A 21,500-nucleotide genomic window follows, 5' to 3' on the forward strand; every position below is an offset into this window, starting at 1 on the left:
CGGAGAATTTTCAAATGATCAATTGGGAAGACGACAACGTTGCGCTGCAACCGGGCCAACCCGCCGCCAAGCCGGCGGCCGGGATGCCGGCGCGCGCGTCGACCGGCGCCTTCGACGACGCCGCATTGCCGGCCGCCGCGCCTGCCCAGCCCGCGCCCCAGGCGGGGGCTGCCGCGCAGCGCGTCAAGGTTGCCGACAAACGCATCATCAACGGCGAGACCGACGTCAATCAGCTGGTCCCGTTCAAGTACAAGTGGGCCTGGGAAAAGTACCTGGCCACCTGCGCCAACCACTGGATGCCGCAGGAAATCAACATGTCGCGCGACATCGCGCTGTGGAAGAACCCCAACGGCCTGACGGAAGACGAGCGTCGCATCGTCAAGCGCAACCTGGGTTTCTTCGTAACGGCCGATTCGCTGGCCGCCAACAACATCGTGCTGGGCACCTACCGGCACATCACGGCGCCCGAATGCCGCCAGTTCCTGCTGCGCCAGGCGTTCGAGGAAGCCATCCATACGCACGCCTATCAATACATCGTCGAAAGCCTGGACCTGGACGAATCGGAAATCTTCAATGCCTATCACGAGATTCCGTCCATCCGCGCCAAGGACGAATTCCTGATTCCGTTCATCGACGCGATTGCCGACCCGAACTTCCATACGGGCACGCCGGAAGCCGATCAGAAACTGTTGAAGTCGCTGATCGTGTTCGCCTGCCTCATGGAAGGACTGTTCTTCTACGTCGGCTTCACGCAGATCCTGGCTCTGGGTCGCCAGAACAAGATGACCGGCGCTGCCGAGCAGTACATGTACATCCTTCGCGATGAATCCATGCACTGCAATTTCGGCATCGATCTGATCAACACCATCAAGCTCGAGAATCCACATCTGTGGACGCCCGAGTTCCGCGAAGAAATCCGCGGCCTGTTCCTGAAGGCTGTCGAACTGGAATACGCCTACGCCGAAGACACCATGCCGCGCGGCGTGCTGGGTCTGAACGCGCCGATGTTCAAGTCCTATCTGCGATTCATCGCCAACCGGCGCTGCCAGCAGATCGGTATCGAGGCACTGTTCCCGCAGGAAGAAAACCCCTTCCCGTGGATGGCGGAAATGATCGATCTGAAGAAAGAGCGAAACTTTTTCGAAACCCGCGTCATCGAATACCAAACCGGAGGCACGCTGAGCTGGGAGTGACCCGGTTCAGGGTGCCGGAAACAACGTAGCGATAGGCGACACGGATGGCCGTGCCGCCTATCGCCGCCATTTGAAATGGCTCGCGCCGTGAGGAGCGGGGGCCATATCAAATGGCAGTGCCGTATTCATTAGCGCACACCGTTTCAGCTGTCGCCTTTCGGGACAGCGGCATGCGCCGATGAATAGCCCGGGCATCGCTTCGCCGATATCGGCGCGGCGGCGCACGGGTTTAAGTTCTGGGACCCCTGAACCTAAGGAGCAAGTCATGGCAACTGCCAAGAAAGCCGCCAAGAAGGCGGTTAAGAAAGCCGCAGCCAAAAAAGCTGTCAAGAAGGCCCCCGCCAAGAAGGCGGTGAAGAAAGTCGCCGCCAAGAAGGCCCCGGCCAAGAAAGCCGTCGTGAAGAAAGTCGCTGCCAAGAAGGTAGCGAAGAAGGCCGTCAAGAAGGTTGCAGCCAAAAAGGCCGTGAAGAAAGTTGCGGCCAAGAAGGTTGCCACCAAGAAGGTAGCCGCCAAGAAGGCCCCGGCCAAGAAAGCCGCAACCAAAAAGGTAGCTGCGAAGAAGGTCGCGACCAAGAAAGTAGCGAAGAAGGCGCCGGCGAAGAAAGCCGCTGCCAAGAAATCGCCTGCGAAGAAGGCCGCTGCCAAGAAGCCCGCCGCCAAAAAGCCCGCTGCGAAGAAGGCTGCCGCCAAGAAGCCGGCCACGCCTCCTTCCACCGCTGCCGCTCCGGGTGCGAAGACCGCGCTGAACCCGGCCGCGTCGTGGCCCTTCCCCACCGGCGGCCGTCCGTAAGGCCGATATCGCCGCACTGTAGTACGAAAGCCACCTGGCAATGCCAGGTGGCTTTTTTGATTTGACGTCGTGTCCGGCTGCGGGCGCAACGCCACCGGATTCATGACATCGTGCGACAATTGGCCTGCCGTAAGACCCCTTTCAATACTTCTTTCCAACAAAAGCAGGCGGCCATGTTCGGCGAAATTTTCCGCTTTCTCCTCGACACCCTTTTCACCTTGTTCGGCGCGGCGCTCGTCGCCCGCGCATGGATGCATGCGGTACGCATGCATCCATTCAATCCCGTCGCTCGCTTTATCTACCAGGCGACCAACTGGCTGGTGAACCCGTTGCGCAGGATTTTGCCGGCACGCGGCGCGATCGATTTCGCATCGCTGGTCGCGGCGTGGCTCACTGCGCTGGTTTATCTGCTGCTGATCTGGGTAACGTCGCTGGGCATGATCGTGCCGCTGTCGGCCCTGCCCGTGGCCTTGGGAATTTCGTTCCTGACGGTGGTCAAGTGGGTCTTCAACCTGATCGTCTGGGTGACCCTGGCGCAGGCCATTCTGTCGTGGGTCAATCCGATGGCGCCGCTGATGCCGCTCCTGCAGACGCTCACCGATCCCCTGCTCGATCCCATCCGCCGCATCCTGCCGCGTTCGGGCATCGACTTCTCACCGCTGGTCCTGCTGGTGCTGGCCCAAGTGGCCCTCATGGTGATCACCCGTATCACCTACGCCGCGTTCGGGCTTTGATCGGTCATCAATACAGCGCGCGCTCGCGAACGTGCGCAGCACTTCGATCAGCCTCCTCGCCGCGGGGGGCAAGGCCCGCCGGCGTCGCACGAATAGCTTGGCTTGCGCGTGCTCGAACACCGGGTTGCGGATAGGGATTGCCACCAATGCGCCTTCCCGCAGTTCCTCCTCCGCCGCCGTCTCCGACAGGAAGGTGATTCCCAGCCCCGACATCGCGTACCGCTTGAGCGCGGCAATGGAATTGCAGGTGAATGCCGGCACGATGGCGATGTCCTCAGAAAACGCCGCCAGTTGGGCAAGCTGCCGCAGGCCGTAGCCCTTTTCCATCAGGCCGACGCGATGCGCGGCCGCCTGTGCCAGAGTGATGGGCCCGCCCTGGCCTGCCAATGCATGTCCGGGCGCCGCCAGCGCCCGCAGCGGCTGCGCGCGCGTCGCCACGATTTCGATGGCGGGGTCGGCAGGCGGGTTCAGGCCCAGGCCGATATGCGCCTCGTCGTCCCGGATCATCCGCACCGCGTCCGTCGCGCCGGCAAGGTCCAGGCGGACTTCCACGTTGGGGTACGCGCGACAATAGCCATCGAGCACATGGCGTCCCACCACGTCCATGAACCCCTCTCCCACCACCAGACGAACCAGTCCCCTCTGCAGGCCGTCAAAGTCGCGCAGGGTGGCCAGGAGCGTTTCTTCGTCCGCTTGCCGCTCGCGGCAGAAGTCGGCGAGGACGGCCGCCATATCGGTCGGCGCGATACCGCGTCCGCGGCGCTCGAACAAAGTCAGTCCCAGGTCGTTTTCCAACTGCTGCAGTTGGCGGCTGATGACGGACGGCTCGATGCCCAGGCGGTCAGCGGCGCCGCGGATGGAGCCCTGGCGGTATACCTCATGGAAATAGCGCAGCCTGCGCTCGTTCAGCGGCGGATTGGACATGTTGCCCTGGCGATTCGGACGGGGAAGGCGCGGATGCGACGCTCGGGACACGCGCCGATTGTTGCCCTTCAGTCAACGGAAGTCTACCAATAGGGCTCTTGTTCCGGGATATTCCCGTGCGGATACTGGCCCTGTTCCACGTCTTCCCGGAATCACCATGACTCCCAGCGTCCTGCAAGACCTACAGCCCCTGGCAGCCTGGCTGCGCGACATCCGCCAGGATCTGCATCGCTACCCCGAGTTGGCTTTCCAGGAACGGCGTACGGCCGATATCGTCAGCCGGCTGCTGCGTGAGTGGGGCTATGAAGTCACGTCAGGCGTCGGCGGCACGGGAGTCGTGGGCACCCTGAAGGCCGGCGCCGGTACGAAGCGCGTCGCGCTGCGCGCAGACATGGACGCGCTGCCCATGCAGGAAAACACCGGACTGCCCTATGCGAGCCAGCACGCGGGCGTCATGCACGCCTGCGGCCATGATGGCCACACCGCCATGCTGCTGGGCGCCGCGCGGTACCTGGCCGCAACGCGCCGCTTCGACGGCACGCTTCATCTGTATTTCCAACCCGCCGAAGAAGCCGGGCACGACAGTGGCGCAGCCCGCATGATTGCCGACGGCCTGTTCTCGCGCTTTCCCTGTGACGCAGTGTTCGGCTTGCACAATCATCCTGGCGAGCCCGTCGGCAAGTTCCTGTTCCGCAAAGGCGCTTTCATGTCCGCAAGCGACAAGATCGTCATCACGGTGCATGGGCGCGGCGGACACGCCGCTCGTCCTCATCTCGCCGTCGATCCGATCGTCGCCGCCTCCAGCATTGTGCTCGCCCTGCAAACCGCGGTATCGCGCAACATGGACCCGATCCAGACCGGCATCGTCACTGTGGGCGCTTTCCACGGCGGCATCGCGAACAACGTCATTCCCGACTCGGCACGGATGGAGCTGAGCGTACGCGCCTTCGACGCGGCAACGCAGGAATTGTTGCGCGAGCGCGTGCGCGCGATCGCGCGGTCGCAAGCGGAAAGTTATGGCGCCCGCGCGGACGTGGAAATCCTGCAAGGGTATCCGGTGCTTATAAACACTGACCCCGAAACCGAGTTCGCGGCCGACGTGGCGCGCGAGCTGTTCGGGGCCTCGAATGTCGACGCGGACTATCGTCCCGTCACTGCCAGCGAAGACTTTGCGTACATGCTGCAGGAGCGGCCCGGCTGCTTCCTGCGCCTGGGCAATGGTGCGGGAGCCGGCAGTTTCCCCGTCCACCATAGTCAGTATGACTTCAACGATAACAACCTTGTCCTGGGCGCCGCGTACTGGAGTCGTCTTGTCGAACGGTTCCTGACCGCCACCCCGGAGTAAGCGCCGATCAGCCCGCCGGGGCCGATGCGGCGCGATACCGGCGCCGAAGCCCAGCGGATCGAAAACCATCCCGGTGTCCATTACTGAAGACGAAACCATGATGCGCCGCCTCGCCGCCCTCTTCTGCCTGACCCTGCTGGCGCACGGCCTGCCTGCCGCGCGCGCCGCCGAACCGTATCCCGACAAGCCGATCCGGATCCTGGTGGGCTATGCCCCTGGGGGGTCGGCGGACACGCTGGCCCGCATGATCGGCCAGGCGCTGGGCCGGCAGTTCGGGCAACCGGTGATCATCGAAAACCGGCCAGGCGCCAGCGGCAATATCGCCGCGACCGCCGTGGCGCGGGCCGCGCCGGACGGCTACACGCTGTTCCTGGGATCCAACGCGACGGCCATCAACATGACGCTGTATCGCAATCTGCCTTTCGATTTGCGCAAGAGTTTCACGCCTGTAGGCATGATCGGCAGTTTTCCCAACGTGCTGACCGTCACGCCCGGCTTCCCGGCCCGCACGCTGCGCGAACTCGTCGACTACGCCAAGCATCATCCCGGCCAGGTGAATTTCGGCTCGTCCGGCACGGGATCATCGACGCATCTCTCAGGCGTGATGTTCGAGCAGCAGGCGGACGTCACACTGACGCACATTCCGTACAAGGGGAGCGCGCCCGCCCTCACCGACCTGATGACGGGACAAATCGACGTGATGTTCGATAACGCGCCTTCGTCTCTGCCTTATGTGCAGAGCGGAAAACTGCGTGCGCTGGCGGTGCTGAGCCCGGCCCGCCTGGATTCCGCGCCCGACATCCCGACCAGCGCGGAGGCCGGCCTGCCGCACTTCCAAATCAAGTCCTGGTACGGCCTGTTCGCACCGCGCGGCACACCGGAAGCCGTCGTGGCGGCGCTGAATGCCGGTATCAACAAGGCTTTGTCCGAGCCGGACCTGCTGGCCCGGTTCAAAAGCATGGGCGTCCAGGCCGAGCCCGGCACGCCGCAATCATTCGACCGTTACGTGAACGATGAGATCGATCGCTGGGGCAAGATCGTCAGGACATCCGGCGCCTCGGCGGAGTAGCACACAGGAGGTCCACATGCAATTTCTCGCCATTTCCCGCCTGCGTACCGAGCTGTACGGCGATGAGGATTTCGCTCCGTACCTGGAAGAGGAAGCACAACGGGCGCGGCAGCTCTACATGGACGGCCATGTCCGCCAGATCTGGTACCGCGGCGATATCCGAGGCGCGTGCTCGCTGATCGAGGCGCCGGACCGCAAGGCTGCGCTCGCCCACCTGGAAACCCTGCCCTTGGTGCGGGCCGGCATGCTGGAAATCCAGCTCGTCATCCCGCTGCAGCCCTATCGCGGCTTCGGCCCACGCTGAACGCCCGCCAAGCGTGCACCGCCTGGCGGGCGCGGGGCGCTTTCGCCCTTACATCGGCGTTACGCGCGTGGGCCCGTTGCCGCTGATGACCTGCACGCGTTGGCCGACGCTGACGGGAACGTCGGCTGCCTGGGCTACGACGCGGGTTTCACCGTTGTCCAGGCGCACGGTGATTTCCAGGCCGGAGGTTTTGTCGACGCGGTTTTCGATGACGTTGCCTGCCAGGGCGCCCAGGATGGCGCCGCCCACGGTAGCGATGGTGCGGCCGCTACCGCCGCCGACGGCGTTGCCGGCCACGCCGCCCAACGCTGCGCCGCCCAGCAGACCCGCGCCGCTGGACTTGTCACTCTCGATGGTGATGGGGCGCACGCCGGTGACCGTACCCGTGCGCACGATCTGCTCGCGCTGCGCCTGATCGTAGCTGTAGACCGCGCTGGACGCGGTGCGGTTCGCGCAGCCGGAGACCATGGCGACCGAAGCGACGACAGCGGTAATCGCCACCCAGCGAACGGCACGGGGGCGGCCAGAGGAAACGGAGGGGACGGTATGGTTCATGATGAAGCGATCTCCTGATCGGTATATGCCAGCGTTGCAGATGATACTCCGCGCACCTGTGGCGAGCCGTCTGAATTGCGGCCGCGGAAATACGCTGCAACCTTTTGTTTTGGACTCGTGCTAGATTTCGCACGCAAATTTCAGACCGAGCCGCGATTGGGCCGGTGCTTATCCGGAAAACGATGACGGGCGTTTCTAGCGCCGGCCGCCCCCAATGGGGGCCGGCGTTCGGAACGATCGGCAGAACGCCAGCCGCTTGCGGCTCAATCCAGCGCCGGCAAGGACAAGCCGTAGGCCTGCCTGAGCAAGTCGCCGATCTCCTCGCGCGTCGGGCGGTGATTCTGCGGCCCGCGCGACGCGATCTTGATGGCGCCCATGACGTTCGCCAGCTTGCAGCTGTCGAGCCAACTCCACCCGTTGGTCAGGCCGTACAGCAGCCCGGCACGATGGGCGTCGCCACAACCGGTAGGGTCCACCACCGCCTTGGCGCGCACCGGCGCAATCGCATGCTCCCGGCCCTCGGTCCACAGGGTGGCGCCCTCCGCGCCGCGGGTCACCACGACGGCCTGCAGCGTCCGCGCCAGCTCCTCGATCCTCTTGCCGGTACGTTGCTCGATAACGCCGGCCTCGTAGTCGTTGACCGTCAGCGCCTGCGTCAGCTCAAGCATGCGGCGCAAATCGTCGCCGTCGAAAAGCGGCATGGCCTGGCCGAGATCGAAGATGAAGGGAATGCCGGCGGCCTTCAGACGCTGCGCATGCGCGAACATACCCTCTTTCGCATCGGGCGCGACGATCGCCCATTGCGCCACGGCCCCTGTCAGGTCGTTGTCGGCCGCATGCGCCATGGCGCCGGGGTGGAAGGCCGCGATCTGGTTGTCGTCCAGGTCGGTGGTGATGAAGCACTGGGCCGTGAAGGTGCCGGGAATCGTTTTCACTCGGCTGGCGTCGATGCCCAGCGTGGACAGGCGCTCCAGGTAATCGCCCGCATCGTCGCCAACCGTGGCGACCGGTACGGGGTTGCCGCCCAGCAGCCTCAGGTTGTACGCGATGTTGCCCGCGCAACCGCCGAATTCCTTGCGCATGGAAGGCGTCAGGAACGACACGCTGAGGGCGTGGATACGATCGGGCAGGATGTGCTCCTTGAAGCGGCCTTCGAACACCGCGATGGTGTCGAAAGCCATGGAGCCGCACACCAGTACCGGAGCTGCCATGTTGAAAAATCCTTGTTTTGCGGAGATCAGGGGAAGAACTTGTCGAGCTGGTAGCCGTTGACGTGCAGACCGTTGACCTGGACCGGCACCGCGATGCTGCGCTCGCCGCCGGCGGGGAACGGCCCCTGGGCGCCAGGTGGCAGGTAGTTCTCGGGCAGGATCGCCTTGCGCACCACTACCGTGTCGGAAAGGTCGGTGAGCTGCAGCATGAAAGCCGGCCACGGCTGGGGCTTGTCGTAGCGGTTGCGCATGGTGACCCTGAGCACCAGGCGCATCTGGCCGTCATCGGCAGCCGCGCCGCTCTGCGGCTGCAGCGACGATGCCGTAATCGAAATGCGTTCCAGGCGCCGCACATAGCCGACTTGACAGCCCATCTGGGCACACACGCTTTCCAAAGCCGGCCGCAGCGCCGGGACGGCGGTGGCGATGGACGTACGGTAAATGTAAACCCACTGCAAGCCCAGCACGAGCAGACCGATCAGGCAGCCGATGCCCCACAAGCGCGCAATCCATGCGCGGCGGCGATGGACCTCTTCGTCCATGAAGATGGGCGGCGCCATGCCGGTGTCGGCATCGTCGTACCGGGTGCGGACCTCGCCGGGGACCGGAATGTAGTCCGGCGCATCTTCATCGGGTTCACGGCGGGCATAGATGCCCGGCCGGGCGACGGCAGGCTCGTCGCGGTCGCGCCGATCGTCGCCAGACAGATGGAGATCGCGCGCCTGTTGCTCGGCGTCGTCGAGATCGTCCTGACGGTAAGGCGCATAGGGTTCGCCGTAGGGGTCGCCATAAACGTCCCGATCGGCGTCGCGATCGGCGTAGGGATCGCCGTAGCGCTCCTCATCCCCGGCCGGCTGGCGTCCGGGCGGATAGCCGGAAAGAAGCAGCGGATCGACGCGGTGCGTGCCGACACGATGGCTGTCGTCCCGGCCACGCAGGACGGCGGGCTCCGCAGGCGGCGCGGCTGCCCCGACGTAAGGCGCCCGCGGCGGCGGCTGTGTCCGAACCGCTTCGGGCCGCGGCGCGAAACCGCGCGGCGATCCGGGCGCACGCACCGGCTCATCGCGATGGGACGATTCGAAACCGGATTGATGTTCGCTGGGCCGCGCCGATTCGGGCCGGCGTCCGGAGCGGATCAGGCGTGCGGACTCCGACGGCGTGTACGAACCGCCCTGATGTGCCGTCTCCCATGACGGCCGGGGCGGCGCGGGATGTTCCGGTTCCCATGGGGGGCGCGCCGCCGCAGGACCGGCGGGCTCGACAGGAGGCGTGGGCGCTGCGGGCGCCGATTCCCATGGCTCGCGCGATACGGTGTGGCGCTCCGGTTCCCAGGGCGGTCGCGGCGCAGCGCCGCGCTCGGGCGACGCCGATTCGGGTCGGGGCGGTATGACGGACGCGGGCGGCGACTCCGGCGCGTAGCCGGCCGAGCGGCTGTCGGCCGCTTTCACGGAAAGCACCGGCGACGTCGCTTCGGGAGGCGGGACCGCGCCTGGCGCGGGGGCGCGTACGGGGGACGGCGCCGGCACAGGCGCCGGACGGCCGGATTCGTCCACGATGGCGGCGTAGCCATCGAAGACCCGCCAACACACGCCGCAGCGCACCAGCCCATTGCGTACGCGCAATTGGTCGGCCACCACCTTGAAAGCGGTGCCGCAATGCGGGCAGCGGGTGGTCATGGCCATGGCGGGCTCCCGTGCCGGGCGGCGTCAGGCCTTGCGCCCGTGCAGGCAGACCCAGCCGTCCCTTTCCTGCCAGACCGACATGGGCATCCACCGCGCATACACGGCACAGACCTCGTCGGCCTGGCGCGCCAGGACACCGGAGAGCACGAGCGAGCCGCCGGCGGCGACGCGCGCGCAAAGCATGGGCGCGAGGACCTTGAGCGGATTCGACAGGATATTGGCCACCACGACGTCGCTCGCGCCCTCTTCCAACGCGTCGGGCAACATGGCCTGAACGTCCACGGCATTCACGCGGGCGTTATCGCGCGTGGCGGCGACCGCCTGCTCATCGATATCCACGGCCCACGTGCGTCCCGCGCCGAGCTTGCGCGCGGCAATCGCCAGAATGCCGGATCCGCAGCCGTAGTCGAGTACGGTGGCGCCGGCCGGCAGATTCGCCTCCAGCCATGCCAGGCAAAGATGCGTGGTGGGATGGCTGCCGGTGCCGAACGCCAATCCCGGATCGAGCTCGATCCGGATATCCCGGGCCGCATCCTGATCCGGCGCGGATGGGGCCGGGTCGTCGCGATGCCAGCTGGGGACGATGCAGATACGCTTGCCGATCGGGATGGGTCCGAACTGCGACTGGGTCAGCCGCACCCAATCCGCATCCGGGACGTCGCGCAACGTCCAGTCGCGCAGGGCATCGGCATAGTCGGCGCCGAGCGCGTCGCCGACCCCTTCCAGAATCTGCGCCGGATCGGCGCCATCGGGCAGGAGGGCAACCACCCGGTTGCGCTCCCAGGCCTGGACGTCGGGCTCGGTGCCCGGTTCGCCGAACAAAGGCTGTTCGGCATCCGTATCGCGATCGGCGTCTTCCACCGATACCGACAGAACGCCCGCTTCCAGCAGCGCATCGGACAGGGCCTCGGCCTGCGCCTCGGAGGAATGGAGCACCAGCTCACGCATGAAACGACCTTCCGTTTAGGCATCGAGGGCCGGCCGCCGGCCCGCGCCGGGCGTGGCCGGCCCTCGAACGTATTGTACGGTCAGGGACGCTGCGACAATTTCTGCTCCAGGTAATGGATGCTGGTGCCGCCTTCGATGAAGCGGGCGTCCTGCAGCAATTCCCGGTGCAGCGGAATATTGGTGGAAATGCCTTCCACCACCATCTCGGACAGCGCAATGCGCATGCGCGCCAACGACTGTTCGCGGGTGTCGCCGTACGTAATGACCTTGGCGATCATGGAATCGTAGTTCGGCGGAACGAAATACCCGTTGAATGCGTGCGAATCGATGCGCACACCTGGACCGCCGGGCGTGTGCCAGTTGGTGATGCGGCCGGGGCTGGGCACGAAACGGAAGGGATCTTCCGCGTTGATCCGGCATTCGATGGCGTGGCCCTTGAGCACGACGTCGCGCTGGCGCAGCGTGAATTTTTCGCCGGCGGCGATGCGGATCTGCTGCTGCACCAGGTCGATGCCGGTGATCAGCTCGGTCACCGGATGTTCCACCTGGATGCGCGTGTTCATTTCAATGAAATAGAACTCGCCGTTCTCGTAGAGGAACTCGAACGTGCCCGCGCCGCGGTAGCCGATCTTGCGGCAGGCGTCGGCACAGCGGTCGCCGATACGCTCGATCAGCCGGCGCGCGATGCCGGGCGCCGGCGCCTCTTCGATGACCTTCTGGTGGCGGCGCTGCATGGAGCAATCGCGCTCGCCCAGCCAGATGGCATTGCGGCCGCCGTCGGCCAGCACCTGGATTTCGATATGGCGAGGGTTCTCGAGGAACTTCTCCATATAGACTTCCGGGTTGTTGAACGCGGCGCCGGCCTCCGAACGGGTCATGTTGACGGCATTGATGAGCGCTGCCTCGGTATAGACCACGCGCATACCGCGGCCGCCGCCACCGCCGGCGGCCTTGATGATGACGGGATAGCCGACCTCGCGGGCGATGCGCAGGATCTCCTGCGGGTTGTCGGGCAGCGCGCCCTCCGATCCCGGCACGACCGGCACGCCGGCGTCGATCATGGCGCGCTTGGCGCTGACCTTGTCGCCCATGAGGCGAATGGACTCCGGCCGCGGACCGATGAAGACGAAGCCGCTTTTTTCGACCCGCTCGGCGAAGTCGGCATTCTCCGACAGGAAGCCGTAGCCGGGGTGAATGGCCTCGGCATCGGTCACTTCCGCGGCCGAAATGATGGCCGGCATGTTCAGGTAGCTTTCACGCGACGGCGGCGGCCCGATGCAGACCGATTCGTCGGCCAGACGGACGTATTTGGCATCGCGATCGGCCTCGGAATGGACGACCACGGTCTTGATGCCCAGCTCGCGGCAGGCCCGCTGAATGCGCAGGGCGATCTCGCCGCGATTGGCGATCAGTATTTTTTCGAACATGGGAACGATCAGCCGATGACGAACAGGGGTTGGCCGTATTCGACGGGCTCGCCGTTTTCGACCAGGATTTCCTTGATGACGCCAGCCTTGTCGGCCTCGATTTCATTCAGAAGCTTCATGGCTTCGATGATGCACAGCGGATCGCCTTCCTTGACCGACTGCCCGACGTCGACGAACGGCGCGGCGCCCGGGTTCGGGGCACGGTAGAAGGTGCCGACCATGGGCGCCTTGATGACATGGCCCTGCGGAACGGCCGGCGCAGCCGGCGCGGGCGCCGCGGCAGCCGCCGGCGCGGCGGGCACCGCCTGCGGCGCCGGCGCGGCCTCAGGGAGCTGATGGTAGGCAACGGGCTGCACCGTCTGCGAGAACTTGACGATGCGCACCTTGCCCTCGCCCTCGGTGATTTCGAGTTCGGCGATGCCGGACTCGGCCACCAGGTCGATCAGGGTCTTGAGTTTTCTGAGGTCCATAGAAGCTGCTTCCCGGAATGTTTGTCCACGGGCACCCCTGCGGCACGCCGTGTCGGATATCTATATAGAGGGTGTGAAAAACAGGTCGAACGAGTCAGTGGCGGGCCGCGTAACGGACCGCGGCTTCGTAGCCGTCCGGCCCGAGGCCGGAAATAAGCCCCACCGCCAGATCTGACAGGTAGGAGTGATGCCTGAAGGGTTCGCGCTTATACAAGTTGGACAAATGTACTTCAATAAACGGTATCGCCACGGCCGCCAGGGCGTCGCGCACCGCGACGCTGGTATGCGTATAGGCAGCCGCGTTGATGACGATGAAATCCGTCCCATCCTCGCGTGCCGCCTGGATGCGCTCCACCAGCTCGCCTTCGTGATTGCTTTGCCACGCCGTGAGCACCACGCCGAGATCCGCCGCAAGTGCCGCAAGGCCGTCATTGATCTGCGCCAGCGTGCGGCTGCCGTAGATGCCCGGTTCGCGGGTACCCAGTAGATTCAGGTTGGGGCCGTGCAGGACCAGTATGCGTTGCGCCATTGCTGCCAGGATGGTGGCCGCCCGGCCGCTTGCAAGACGGCCTGGCAGATTGCCGGTGGATAAGACACGGAAAAGCCGCTGTTCGGCTCCCGGTCCGCGGATATGACCGTCCGGTTACGCCGGACGGGCTGGTACCGCGAAAACCGCGAATAACCCCGCTTTTTACGACAATTTCGCCTATTTGTCCATTCCGCCTCAGCCGGTCAGCTGCTTCAATATCTGTTCGGTCGCGGAAACGTCGAGGACGCCGAGAAACTGCGTTTTCACGTCGCCATTTGCCGTCAAAATGACGGTAAATGGCAGACCGCCGGGCGCATTTCCGAGTCCGCGCATGACTTCGATAGCCCTCGGCCCGCTCACCAGCACGGGATACGAGACCGGCACTTTGGCGAGGAATTTCGCGACGTTCGGTGCCGAATCAATGGCGATTCCCAAAAACTGGATGCCCGGATGGCTTCGATGCAGCGCGTCCAGCTCGGGCATTTCCTTCACGCATGGCGCGCACCAGGTCGCCCAGAAATTGACCAGCATGGGCTTGCCGCGCCACTGCGCAAGCGGTTGGGACTGCCCGTGGACATCCGTGTAGGTCTGCGCCAGCAGAGCGGCCCCGCCGCCAGACTGGGCGCGAACGAGTCCGGGAACGGCCGCCGCGGCGCCGGCGAGGGACAGGAGAAAGCTTCGTCGCTTCATACGGGCATTTCTTCCGACGGGATTTGAAGCGGCCATCTTACCGTCGCGGGCGGCAAACGTGCGGACGCCGGGCGGCGCGAACGCCAGCCTCTACAATGCCGGCAGGAGAAAACAAGCTATGCATCTGCACATTCTAGGCATCTGCGGCACTTTCATGGGAGGCCTGGCGCTGATCGCGCGCGCCGCCGGCCACCGCGTTACGGGCTGCGATGCCGGCGTCTATCCGCCCATGAGCACACAGCTCGCCGAACAGGGCATCGAGCTGATCGAAGGTTACGGCGCCGATCAGATGTCGCTGCGGCCGGATCTGTACGTCATCGGCAACGTCGTGAGCCGCGGCAATCCGCTCATGGAAGCGATCCTTGACGCCGGCGCGCCCTACGTGTCGGGCCCCCAATGGCTGGGCGACCACGTGCTGGCCGGCCAACATGTGCTTGCCGTGGCTGGGACGCACGGCAAGACGACCACCAGCGCGATGCTGGCCTGGATCCTGGAGCATGCCGGCCTGCGGCCGAATTTTCTCGTGGGCGGCGTGGCGCAGGACTTTCAGGTATCGGCGCGGCTGGACCCGGCGCAGCGGTTTTTCGTCATCGAGGCCGACGAATACGACACGGCGTTTTTCGACAAGCGGTCCAAGTTCGTCCATTACCGCCCGCGCACGGCGATCCTGAACAACCTGGAGTACGACCACGCGGACATCTTTCCCGATCTGGCCGCCATTGAGACCCAGTTCCACCACTTGGTCCGAACGGTCCCGGGGCAGGGACGCATCGTGGCGCCCGCCCGCAGCGAGGCGCTGGACCGCGTGCTGGCGCGCGGCTGCTGGTCGCCGATTACCCGCTTTGGCGAAGGCGGCGACTGGCAGGCCGGGGCCGCGGACGGCGACGGCAGCTTCGACGTCCGCCGGGCAGGCGTGGATGTGGGAAGGGTGCGCTGGCGGCTGCTGGGCGAACACAACCGCATGAATGCGCTGGCCGCCATGGCGGCGGCCGAGCATGCGGGCGTGGCGCCCCAGGCTGCCATCGAAGCCCTGTCCGCCTTCGGCGGCGTAAAGCGCCGCATGGAGTTGCGCGGCACGGTGCGCGGCGTGGCCGTCTATGACGACTTCGCCCACCACCCCACCGCCATTGCCACGACACTTGCCGGCCTGCGCCGGCGCGTGGGCACGGCGCGCATCCTCGCGGTACTGGAGCCGCGATCCAATACGATGAAGCTGGGCACCATGGCCGAACGCCTGCCCGACGCCCTTCAGGCAGCGGACCTGGTGTTCTGCTTCGGACAGCACGAGGGCAAGCACGCGCTCGGATGGGACCCGGCGCGCGTCCTGGCGCCCCTGGGCGGGCGCGCGACGAGTTACGATGATCTGCACGCCATGGTGCGCGCCATCGCGGCCGCCGCGCGCGCCGGCGACCATGTCCTGGTCATGAGCAATGGCGGCTTCGGCGGCATCCATGACAAACTGCTCGACGCGCTGGCCGGACCGTCGTCGGCGCGGGAGCAACCATGATTCTCTACCTGCACGGTTTCCGCTCGTCTCCCGCCTCGTTCAAGGCCCGCATGATGGCCGACGAAATGGCGCGGCGCGGCCTGGCGGCCGACTGGCGCTGCCCGCAGCTGCCGGCCAGTCCGCGGGCCGCCGCGGACCTGGCCCTGGCCCTGGCCAGGGAGCAACTGGCGGAACTGGCTCGGCGGGGCATCGCCACACCGCGCGCCCTGACGGTGATCGGCTCCTCACTCGGCGGCTATTACGCGACGTGGGTGGCGGAACAGCTGGACTGCAAAGCGGTACTACTGAACCCCGCCGTCCACGCGCCCCGCGACCTGGCCACGCAGGTGGGCCGCCAGCATATGTATCATTCCGGCGAACCGTTCGAATTCCGCGCCGAGTATGTCGACGAACTTGCCGCCTTGCAGGTGCGCGGACCGACGCATCCGGAACGCTATTTCCTGGTCGCCGCCACGGGCGACGAGCTGCTGGACTGGCGGGAAATGCGCGATTGGTATTCGGGTTGCCGCCAGCGCATCGTGCAGGGCAGCGACCACGGGCTGTCCGACTTCGCCATGTGGATGCCCGAAGTCCTTGCGTTCGCCCTGGACGCCCCTTCCATAAACCAATAACGAACCAGCAGGATTCGTGCGCGCGGCGTTTTCCGGCCGCGCGCCACAGATGGACCACGCCATGCACGTGTTTTACGAAGACGACGGCCAATTCAAGGCCGGCCACATTCTTTCCGAGTCGGACGCCAGCCTGCAGGTGGAGTCCGAGTCGGGCAAGCGCAGCAAGATCAAGCGCGCCAACGCCCTGTTCACCTTTTCGTCTCCGGAACCGGCCGAATTGCTGAAACAGGCCGAAGCGGCCGCCGCCGACATCGACCTGCAATTCCTGTGGGAGTGCGCGCCCCAGGAAGAATTCGACTCGCCCGCCCTTGCTGCAGAGTATTACGGGCACCCGCCCTCGCCCACCGAACAGGCGGCTCTATTGCTGCGCCTGCACGGCGCGCCGGCGTACTTCCACCGGCGCGGGAAGGGACGCTACCGCCCGGCGCCGCCCGACATCCTGGCCGCCGCGCTGGCCGCCATCGAAAAGAAACAGAAGCAGGCGGCGCAGCAGCAGGAATGGGTAGACGAGATGGTCGCGGGCCGCCTGCCGCCGGAAATCGCCGGGATGGCCGAATCCCTGGTCGTCCGGCCCGACAAGAACACCATGCAGTGGAAGGCGCTGGAAGCCGCTTGCTCGCGGCTGCAGAAAAGCGCGGACCGCCTGCTGCTGGACCTGGGCGCCTTTCCCCATGCTCTGGCGCTGCACAAGCGCCGTTTCCTGGCGCAGTATTTTCCGCGCGGCACCGGCTTCCCGGAAGTCGCCGTGCCGGCCCCGGAACGGGAGCTGCCGCTGGCCGACGCCGAGATTTATTCCGTCGATGACGTCACAACCACCGAGATCGACGATGCGCTGTCGGTATCGAGCCTGCCGGACGGCAAGCTGCGCGTCGGGATCCATGTGGCGGCGCCCGGCCTGAGCGTTACGCGCGGCAGCGAACTGGACAAGCTGGCCCGTGCGCGCTTGTCGACGGTCTATATGCCGGGCGACAAGATCCCCATGCAGCCCGAAGCGGTCATCCAGGCGTTTTCGCTGGACGCCGGGCGCGAGGTGCCGGCGCTGTCGCTGTATGCCGTGGCCGATCCGCAAACCGGCGAGATCCTGGAATCCGAAAGCCGGGTCGAGCGCATCGTGGTGCGGGAGAACCTGCGCCACAACCTGTTGGACGAAGTGATCAGCGAAGCGGCCCTGGACGACCCGCAGGCCGACCTGCCCTACGGCCATTGGCTGCGCCCATTGTGGCGCCTGGCGCAAGCCTTGTCCGCGCGCCGCGATGCCGCGCGGGGCAAGCCTGAGAACAACACCCGGGTGGAATACAGCTTCTATCTGGACGGCGACCCGGACGATCCCGATACGCCGGTACGCCTGGTTCCGCGGCGGCGCAACGCGCCGCTGGACCGCATGGTGGCCGAATACATGATCCTGGCGAACAACCTGTGGGGCGGGTTGCTGGCGCGCCACGGCGTGCCGGGCATCTACCGTTCGCAGCAGGCCGGCCGGGTCAGGATGAGCACGCAGCCGTTGCCTCATGAGGCCATTGGCGTGCCGCAATACGCCTGGTGCACGTCGCCGCTGCGCCGCTACGTGGATCTGGTGAATCAGTGGCAGCTGATCGCGGCCGTGGACAACGGCGTGTCGGCGCGCCTGGCCGCTCCGTTCAAGCCGAAGGATGCCGACCTGTTCGCCATCATCGGCGCCTTCGATGCGCAATACGCCGCCTGGGGCGAGTTCCAGAACACGATGGAGCGGTATTGGTGCCTGCGCTGGCTGGCGCAACAGAATATCCAGCGCACCACCGCCAGCGTGCTGCGCGACGACCTGGTCCGCTTGAACAATGCCCCCCTGGTGACCCGGGTGGGGGGCATGCCGGCCCTGGCCCGCGGCACGCAGGTGGAGATCGATCTGCTCGGTTGCGATGAACTGACGCTGGAGCTCGAGTGCCGCTTCATCGGCGAGCTGGCAGCTCCGGCGGCCGCCGACCTGGGCGCGGACGAAGAAACGCCGGGCGAAACGTCCGCCGATGTGGTGGATGCCGCCGAGCTCGACGCGGTGGCGCGGATGCCGTCGGAAGCCATCGACGCCGTCGAAGCGGCTCAGCCCGGCGCCGTCGTGGACGAGAGCGGCACGGAGAAGAACAAGGCGGAATAGCCGCTGGCGTACCTGCGCAGCCGGCCGCGCGGCGCCGCCGCCGCGGCGACCGGCCGGCCACCGCAGGGGGGAAAAGGAGACACGATGCGGATATTGCTCGTCGAAGACAATGCCGACCTGGGGGACGCCATCGAAAGCAAGCTGCGCGCCTCGGGCCATAGCGTCGAATGGGTGCGCGATGGCGAAACCGCGCTGCGCTGGATCCGGCTGGAAGCCTGGGACGCCCTGGTGCTGGACATCATGCTGCCCGGAAAAAGCGGTTTCGACGTCATCCGGGAACTGCGGGCCTCGGGCGTGGAAGCGCCGGTGCTCGTGATCACCGCCCGCGCGGAGATCGAAGACAAAATCGACATGCTCGATCTGGGCGCGGACGACTACTTGGTCAAGCCGTTCGACCTGCGCGAGCTGGAAGCGCGTTTGCGCGCTTTGCTGCGCCGTCCGGCGGGCCGCACGACGAGCGTGGCGGTGCACGGCAACCTGACGCTCGATGTGGCCGGACGCACGGCGCACATCGCCGGCGTGCCGGTTACGCTGGGCCGGCGCGAATTCCGCTTGCTGGAAATCCTGCTCGATCGCATCGGCAGCACGGTCAGCAAGGAAAGACTGATGAGCCAGCTGTTCGACCTGGAAGACGTTCTGCCCAACGCGCTCGAACTGCTGGTTTCACGTCTGCGGCGCAAGATTGCGGGCGCCACCGTGGATATCGTGACTGTGCGCGGCGTGGGCTACCAGGCGCGTCATCACGACGATTCACCGGTTTCTTCCTAGTTTCCCGTCACCCGGAAGCAACGCCATGGACCTTGACGCGGCATCCTCGATACGGGGGCGTGTGTTCGCGATGGGCTGCCTGTTGATGCTGTGCGCCTGCATCGCGGTGGGCGCCTTCCTGCGGGACTACGCCCATCGCGCCGCGGACCGCGCCTTCGACCGGTTGCTGGCGGCGTCGGCGCTGACGATCGCCGGGTCGGTGCAGATCGACGACACCGGGGTAACGGCCGAACCGCCGTTTTCCTCGCTGGCCATGCTGTCGGGCAACGACCGGGTGTTCTATACCGTGCGCAACGCCAGCGGAAAACCGGTCACGGGTTATGACGACCTGGCGGCCACGCTGCCTTTGGCGCAGTCCGCCGCGCCGGTCTTTGCGGATCTGCGGTATCACGACGAACCGGTCCGTGTCGCCACGGTGGGCCGCCTGATTTCCGCGGGGCGCCACGCGGGCTGGGTCACCATCCGGGTAGCCGAAACCCGCGATGCGCGCGAAGCCCTGGCCGCCGAGATCCTGAACCGCAGCGCATTGCCCTTGCTGGTGGTCGTGCCCGTGGCGCTGGCGCTGCTGTGGTTCGGCATCCAGCGCGCATTCGCTCCCCTGTCCCTGATCGAACGCTCGCTTCGCGCCCGGGCGCCGGACGACCTGACGCCGCTCGAGACCCCCGTGCCGCGCGAGGTCAAGGGGCTGGCGGAAGCCTTGAACGGTTTCATGCGCCGCTTGAGCGGCATCATGTCGTCTTTGAACAACCTGGTGGCGGACGCCGCGCATCAGGTGCGTACCCCGCTGGCATCGCTGCGGGCGCAAGCCGAAGTCGCGATGGACGAGACCGATCCCGACCGGCTGCGCGCCCGCGTGGCGCGCATCCACGAGAACGCCACCCAGGCCAGCCAGCTGATCAACCAGTTGCTGATGGACGCGACCATCACGCACCGCCTGGGAATGCGCGGCCAGGCCTCGGTGGGCATCGCCGAAACCATCAACGAAACCCGGCGCCGCATCGGGCCGCTGGAGGCGCAGCGCCTGCGCATCTGGATTGCGCCGGAGGTGCGACGCGCACGTGTCGCCGGCGACCGCGTGGCGCTGCGCGAGATGCTGCGCAATCTGGTGGATAACGCGCTGCGCTACGCGCCTTCCGGACCCGTGGAAATCCAAGCCACGCCTGTGTCGGGGTATCGCGTGGCTCTGACCGTTGCCGATTGCGGTCCGGGCATCGCGGACGACGAGAAGGAAGCGGTGCTGCAGCGATTCACGCGCGGCCGCAGCGGCGCCGGCACGCCGGGATCGGGCCTGGGGCTGGCAATCGCGAAAACCGTCGCGCAGGCGCATGGCGGCGCGCTCTGGCTGCAGGATCGTCCCGGGGGCGGATTGTCGGCCCGCGTCGTGCTGCCGCTCGCGCGCCCGGTGTATCCCAAAGCCCTGCTGGCGGCCGCGGCATTGCTGTTGGCCGGCATGCTGGCCACGCCGTCGGCGCCGGTGCGCGCGCAATCCGGCGACGCCGGCATGACGGACGGCAGGTCCGATGATGTCACCATGGTCACGCGCTTTCCCGCCCAGCGGCCGCCGGAACGGCTCCTCGTCATCGCGGGAACGACGGACACGCCGGCGGCCGCGCCGGTGATCGCGGCCTTCCAGGCCGCACAGCCGGACGCCGCCGTCGAATATCGCGAAATGGGGAGCCGCGAACTGTACGAGGCTACGGTCAGCGGCCGCATGCGCGACACCGATGTGCTGATCAGCTCCGCGGCGGACCTGCAGGTCAGGCTCGCCAATGACGGCTATGCGCTGCGGTACGCTGCGCCGGGCGTGGAAAGACTGCCGTCCTGGGCGGTGTGGCGGGACGAGGTCTTCGGCTTCGCATTCGAACCCGCCGTGATCGTCTACAACCCGCGCCGCTTCAGCGAGGCCACCATGCCGCGCTCGCGCCAGGAATTGCTGCGTTTGCTGGAGACGGAACGCGGACGGCTGCAGGGCCGCGTGGGCACCTATGACATCGCGCGCAGCAGCGTGGGCCAGCTGATGGCGGAAGAAGACGAACAGGTGTCGTCGAACTTCTGGGGCCTGACGAATGCGCTGGGCCAGGTCGGCGCGCGGCTGAGCGGCACCACGGCCGGCCTGCTCGATGCGATCGAGCGGGACGAGCTGGACATCGGCTACAACGTGCTGGGGTCGTATGCGCTGGCCCGCCAGGCGGCCGGCCGTCCCATCGGGGTGATCTTCCCGCAGGACTACGTGCTCGTGCTGCCGCGGTCGGCCTTGATTGCCCGGCACGCTCCTCAGCCCGCGCTCGCGCGCGCTTTCATCGATTGGATCCTGTCGCCGGCCGGCCAGGCGGAGGTCGCGCGGGGCACCGGCCTGGGCGCCGCCGCGCAGGATTCCGCGAACTGGGCGGCGGACGCCGTGCTGACCCGTTCGCAGGGCATCGTCCAGCCCGTCGCCCTGGGGCCGGCGCTGCTGGTCGGCCTGGACCGGCAGCGGCACGCGCGGTTCGTGCAGAACTGGACCCGGCTGGTCACCGATACGCCGGCGGCGGCGACCCGGTAAAGCGATATCACGCCGTCCCATGACAGGACGGCGACAGCATGCGCCATCTAAGATGCGCCCACGCTGGCCGCGC

Annotated in this window: 20 protein-coding genes; 11 read left to right on the forward strand and 9 right to left on the reverse strand. The window is 66.4% G+C overall.

The window, feature by feature from the left end; translation table 11 throughout:
- The first annotated feature begins 14 nt into the window (after positions 1-14).
- From CAL13_RS18325 to CAL13_RS18335, 3 genes are all read left to right on the forward strand, one after another.
- Positions 15-1,193 carry a ribonucleotide-diphosphate reductase subunit beta gene (locus CAL13_RS18325; protein ID WP_086073171.1) on the forward strand — a complete coding sequence of 393 codons (1,179 nt, stop codon included), beginning with the start codon at positions 15-17 and terminating at the stop codon, positions 1,191-1,193.
- A 265-nt stretch (positions 1,194-1,458) separates the two neighbouring features.
- A complete protein-coding gene (locus tag CAL13_RS18330; RefSeq protein WP_086058652.1) occupies positions 1,459-1,983 on the forward strand; it encodes a histone H1-like DNA-binding protein in 525 nt (174 codons plus the stop codon).
- A gap of 173 nt (positions 1,984-2,156) precedes the next feature.
- Complete coding sequence (locus tag CAL13_RS18335; RefSeq protein ID WP_086058653.1) at positions 2,157-2,717, forward strand: YggT family protein; 561 nt, start codon at positions 2,157-2,159, stop codon at positions 2,715-2,717.
- On the opposite strand, the gene CAL13_RS18340 is transcribed toward CAL13_RS18335, so the two are convergent.
- Positions 2,637-3,641: a LysR family transcriptional regulator gene (locus CAL13_RS18340; RefSeq protein WP_086073172.1), complete on the reverse strand. Its 1,005-nt coding sequence runs from the start codon at positions 3,639-3,641 to the stop codon at positions 2,637-2,639. The genes CAL13_RS18335 and CAL13_RS18340 overlap by 81 nt on opposite strands.
- 157 nt (positions 3,642-3,798) lie before the next feature.
- Here CAL13_RS18340 and CAL13_RS18345 point away from each other — a divergent pair, with 157 nt between their 5' ends.
- From CAL13_RS18345 to CAL13_RS18355, 3 genes are all read left to right on the forward strand, one after another.
- Complete coding sequence (locus CAL13_RS18345; RefSeq protein WP_086073173.1) at positions 3,799-4,986, forward strand: M20 aminoacylase family protein; 1,188 nt, start codon at positions 3,799-3,801, stop codon at positions 4,984-4,986.
- A gap of 73 nt (positions 4,987-5,059) precedes the next feature.
- On the forward strand, positions 5,060-6,055 hold the full coding sequence (locus tag CAL13_RS18350) for a Bug family tripartite tricarboxylate transporter substrate binding protein (protein ID WP_232467697.1): 996 nt from the start codon (positions 5,060-5,062) through the stop codon (positions 6,053-6,055).
- Between the two features lie 16 nt (positions 6,056-6,071).
- A complete protein-coding gene (locus CAL13_RS18355; RefSeq protein WP_086073174.1) occupies positions 6,072-6,359 on the forward strand; it encodes a muconolactone Delta-isomerase family protein in 288 nt (95 codons plus the stop codon).
- Positions 6,360-6,407: 48 nt separating this feature from the next.
- On the opposite strand, the gene CAL13_RS18360 is transcribed toward CAL13_RS18355, so the two are convergent.
- The 8 genes from CAL13_RS18360 to CAL13_RS18395 all read right to left on the reverse strand — a co-directional run bounded on the left by CAL13_RS18360 (position 6,408) and on the right by CAL13_RS18395 (position 13,907).
- Positions 6,408-6,914, reverse strand: a complete 507-nt coding sequence (locus CAL13_RS18360) for a glycine zipper 2TM domain-containing protein (protein WP_086058657.1) — start codon at positions 6,912-6,914, stop codon at positions 6,408-6,410.
- A 263-nt stretch (positions 6,915-7,177) separates the two neighbouring features.
- Positions 7,178-8,125 (reverse strand): carbohydrate kinase family protein, encoded by a 948-nt coding sequence (locus CAL13_RS18365; protein WP_086073175.1) that lies wholly within the window; start codon positions 8,123-8,125, stop codon positions 7,178-7,180.
- Between the two features lie 26 nt (positions 8,126-8,151).
- Positions 8,152-9,807, reverse strand: a complete 1,656-nt coding sequence (locus tag CAL13_RS18370; RefSeq protein WP_086073176.1) for a DUF3426 domain-containing protein — start codon at positions 9,805-9,807, stop codon at positions 8,152-8,154.
- Between the two features lie 24 nt (positions 9,808-9,831).
- A complete protein-coding gene (gene prmA / locus CAL13_RS18375; protein ID WP_086058660.1) occupies positions 9,832-10,755 on the reverse strand; it encodes a 50S ribosomal protein L11 methyltransferase in 924 nt (307 codons plus the stop codon).
- Between the two features lie 80 nt (positions 10,756-10,835).
- Complete coding sequence (gene accC / locus CAL13_RS18380) at positions 10,836-12,182, reverse strand: acetyl-CoA carboxylase biotin carboxylase subunit (protein ID WP_086058661.1); 1,347 nt, start codon at positions 12,180-12,182, stop codon at positions 10,836-10,838.
- A gap of 8 nt (positions 12,183-12,190) precedes the next feature.
- A complete protein-coding gene (gene accB / locus CAL13_RS18385; protein ID WP_086058662.1) occupies positions 12,191-12,652 on the reverse strand; it encodes an acetyl-CoA carboxylase biotin carboxyl carrier protein in 462 nt (153 codons plus the stop codon).
- A 94-nt stretch (positions 12,653-12,746) separates the two neighbouring features.
- Positions 12,747-13,181 (reverse strand): type II 3-dehydroquinate dehydratase, encoded by a 435-nt coding sequence (aroQ, locus tag CAL13_RS18390; protein WP_086073177.1) that lies wholly within the window; start codon positions 13,179-13,181, stop codon positions 12,747-12,749.
- A gap of 195 nt (positions 13,182-13,376) precedes the next feature.
- A complete protein-coding gene (locus tag CAL13_RS18395) occupies positions 13,377-13,907 on the reverse strand; it encodes a TlpA family protein disulfide reductase (protein ID WP_232467698.1) in 531 nt (176 codons plus the stop codon).
- A gap of 82 nt (positions 13,908-13,989) precedes the next feature.
- Between CAL13_RS18395 and mpl the strand changes: the two genes are divergently transcribed.
- The 5 genes from mpl (at position 13,990) to CAL13_RS18420 (ending at position 21,427) form a co-directional block, all read left to right on the forward strand.
- Positions 13,990-15,378, forward strand: a complete 1,389-nt coding sequence (gene mpl, locus CAL13_RS18400) for a UDP-N-acetylmuramate:L-alanyl-gamma-D-glutamyl-meso-diaminopimelate ligase (RefSeq protein WP_086058665.1) — start codon at positions 13,990-13,992, stop codon at positions 15,376-15,378.
- Positions 15,375-15,989: a YqiA/YcfP family alpha/beta fold hydrolase gene (locus CAL13_RS18405; protein WP_086058666.1), complete on the forward strand. Its 615-nt coding sequence runs from the start codon at positions 15,375-15,377 to the stop codon at positions 15,987-15,989. The genes mpl and CAL13_RS18405 overlap by 4 nt, the downstream gene beginning before the upstream one ends.
- A gap of 61 nt (positions 15,990-16,050) precedes the next feature.
- Entirely contained in the window at positions 16,051-18,117 is a 2,067-nt protein-coding gene (locus CAL13_RS18410) for a ribonuclease catalytic domain-containing protein (protein WP_086073726.1), read from the forward strand.
- Between the two features lie 84 nt (positions 18,118-18,201).
- Positions 18,202-18,885, forward strand: a complete 684-nt coding sequence (locus CAL13_RS18415) for a response regulator transcription factor (RefSeq protein ID WP_086073179.1) — start codon at positions 18,202-18,204, stop codon at positions 18,883-18,885.
- A gap of 25 nt (positions 18,886-18,910) precedes the next feature.
- Positions 18,911-21,427: a sensor histidine kinase gene (locus CAL13_RS18420; protein WP_086073180.1), complete on the forward strand. Its 2,517-nt coding sequence runs from the start codon at positions 18,911-18,913 to the stop codon at positions 21,425-21,427.
- The last annotated feature ends 73 nt before the right edge of the window (positions 21,428-21,500 follow it).

The organism is Bordetella genomosp. 9, assembly GCF_002119725.1.
Taxonomy (GTDB): domain Bacteria; phylum Pseudomonadota; class Gammaproteobacteria; order Burkholderiales; family Burkholderiaceae_B; genus Bordetella_C.

Excerpts from the sequence above, each read along its gene's own strand:
- CAL13_RS18325 (WP_086073171.1), top strand. The coding sequence starts at position 15 with ATGATCAATTGGGAAGACGACAACGTTGCGCTGCAACCGGGCCAACCC.
- CAL13_RS18330 (WP_086058652.1), top strand. The coding sequence starts at position 1,459 with ATGGCAACTGCCAAGAAAGCCGCCAAGAAGGCGGTTAAGAAAGCCGCA.
- CAL13_RS18335 (WP_086058653.1), top strand. The coding sequence starts at position 2,157 with ATGTTCGGCGAAATTTTCCGCTTTCTCCTCGACACCCTTTTCACCTTG.
- CAL13_RS18340 (WP_086073172.1), bottom strand. The coding sequence starts at position 3,641 with ATGTCCAATCCGCCGCTGAACGAGCGCAGGCTGCGCTATTTCCATGAG.
- CAL13_RS18345 (WP_086073173.1), top strand. The coding sequence starts at position 3,799 with ATGACTCCCAGCGTCCTGCAAGACCTACAGCCCCTGGCAGCCTGGCTG.
- CAL13_RS18355 (WP_086073174.1), top strand. The coding sequence starts at position 6,072 with ATGCAATTTCTCGCCATTTCCCGCCTGCGTACCGAGCTGTACGGCGAT.
- CAL13_RS18360 (WP_086058657.1), bottom strand. The coding sequence starts at position 6,914 with ATGAACCATACCGTCCCCTCCGTTTCCTCTGGCCGCCCCCGTGCCGTT.
- CAL13_RS18365 (WP_086073175.1), bottom strand. The coding sequence starts at position 8,125 with ATGGCAGCTCCGGTACTGGTGTGCGGCTCCATGGCTTTCGACACCATC.
- CAL13_RS18370 (WP_086073176.1), bottom strand. The coding sequence starts at position 9,807 with ATGGCCATGACCACCCGCTGCCCGCATTGCGGCACCGCTTTCAAGGTG.
- prmA (WP_086058660.1), bottom strand. The coding sequence starts at position 10,755 with ATGCGTGAGCTGGTGCTCCATTCCTCCGAGGCGCAGGCCGAGGCCCTG.
- accC (WP_086058661.1), bottom strand. The coding sequence starts at position 12,182 with ATGTTCGAAAAAATACTGATCGCCAATCGCGGCGAGATCGCCCTGCGC.
- accB (WP_086058662.1), bottom strand. The coding sequence starts at position 12,652 with ATGGACCTCAGAAAACTCAAGACCCTGATCGACCTGGTGGCCGAGTCC.
- aroQ (WP_086073177.1), bottom strand. The coding sequence starts at position 13,181 with ATGGCGCAACGCATACTGGTCCTGCACGGCCCCAACCTGAATCTACTG.
- CAL13_RS18395 (WP_232467698.1), bottom strand. The coding sequence starts at position 13,907 with ATGGCCGCTTCAAATCCCGTCGGAAGAAATGCCCGTATGAAGCGACGA.
- mpl (WP_086058665.1), top strand. The coding sequence starts at position 13,990 with ATGCATCTGCACATTCTAGGCATCTGCGGCACTTTCATGGGAGGCCTG.
- CAL13_RS18405 (WP_086058666.1), top strand. The coding sequence starts at position 15,375 with ATGATTCTCTACCTGCACGGTTTCCGCTCGTCTCCCGCCTCGTTCAAG.
- CAL13_RS18410 (WP_086073726.1), top strand. The coding sequence starts at position 16,051 with ATGCACGTGTTTTACGAAGACGACGGCCAATTCAAGGCCGGCCACATT.
- CAL13_RS18415 (WP_086073179.1), top strand. The coding sequence starts at position 18,202 with ATGCGGATATTGCTCGTCGAAGACAATGCCGACCTGGGGGACGCCATC.
- CAL13_RS18420 (WP_086073180.1), top strand. The coding sequence starts at position 18,911 with ATGGACCTTGACGCGGCATCCTCGATACGGGGGCGTGTGTTCGCGATG.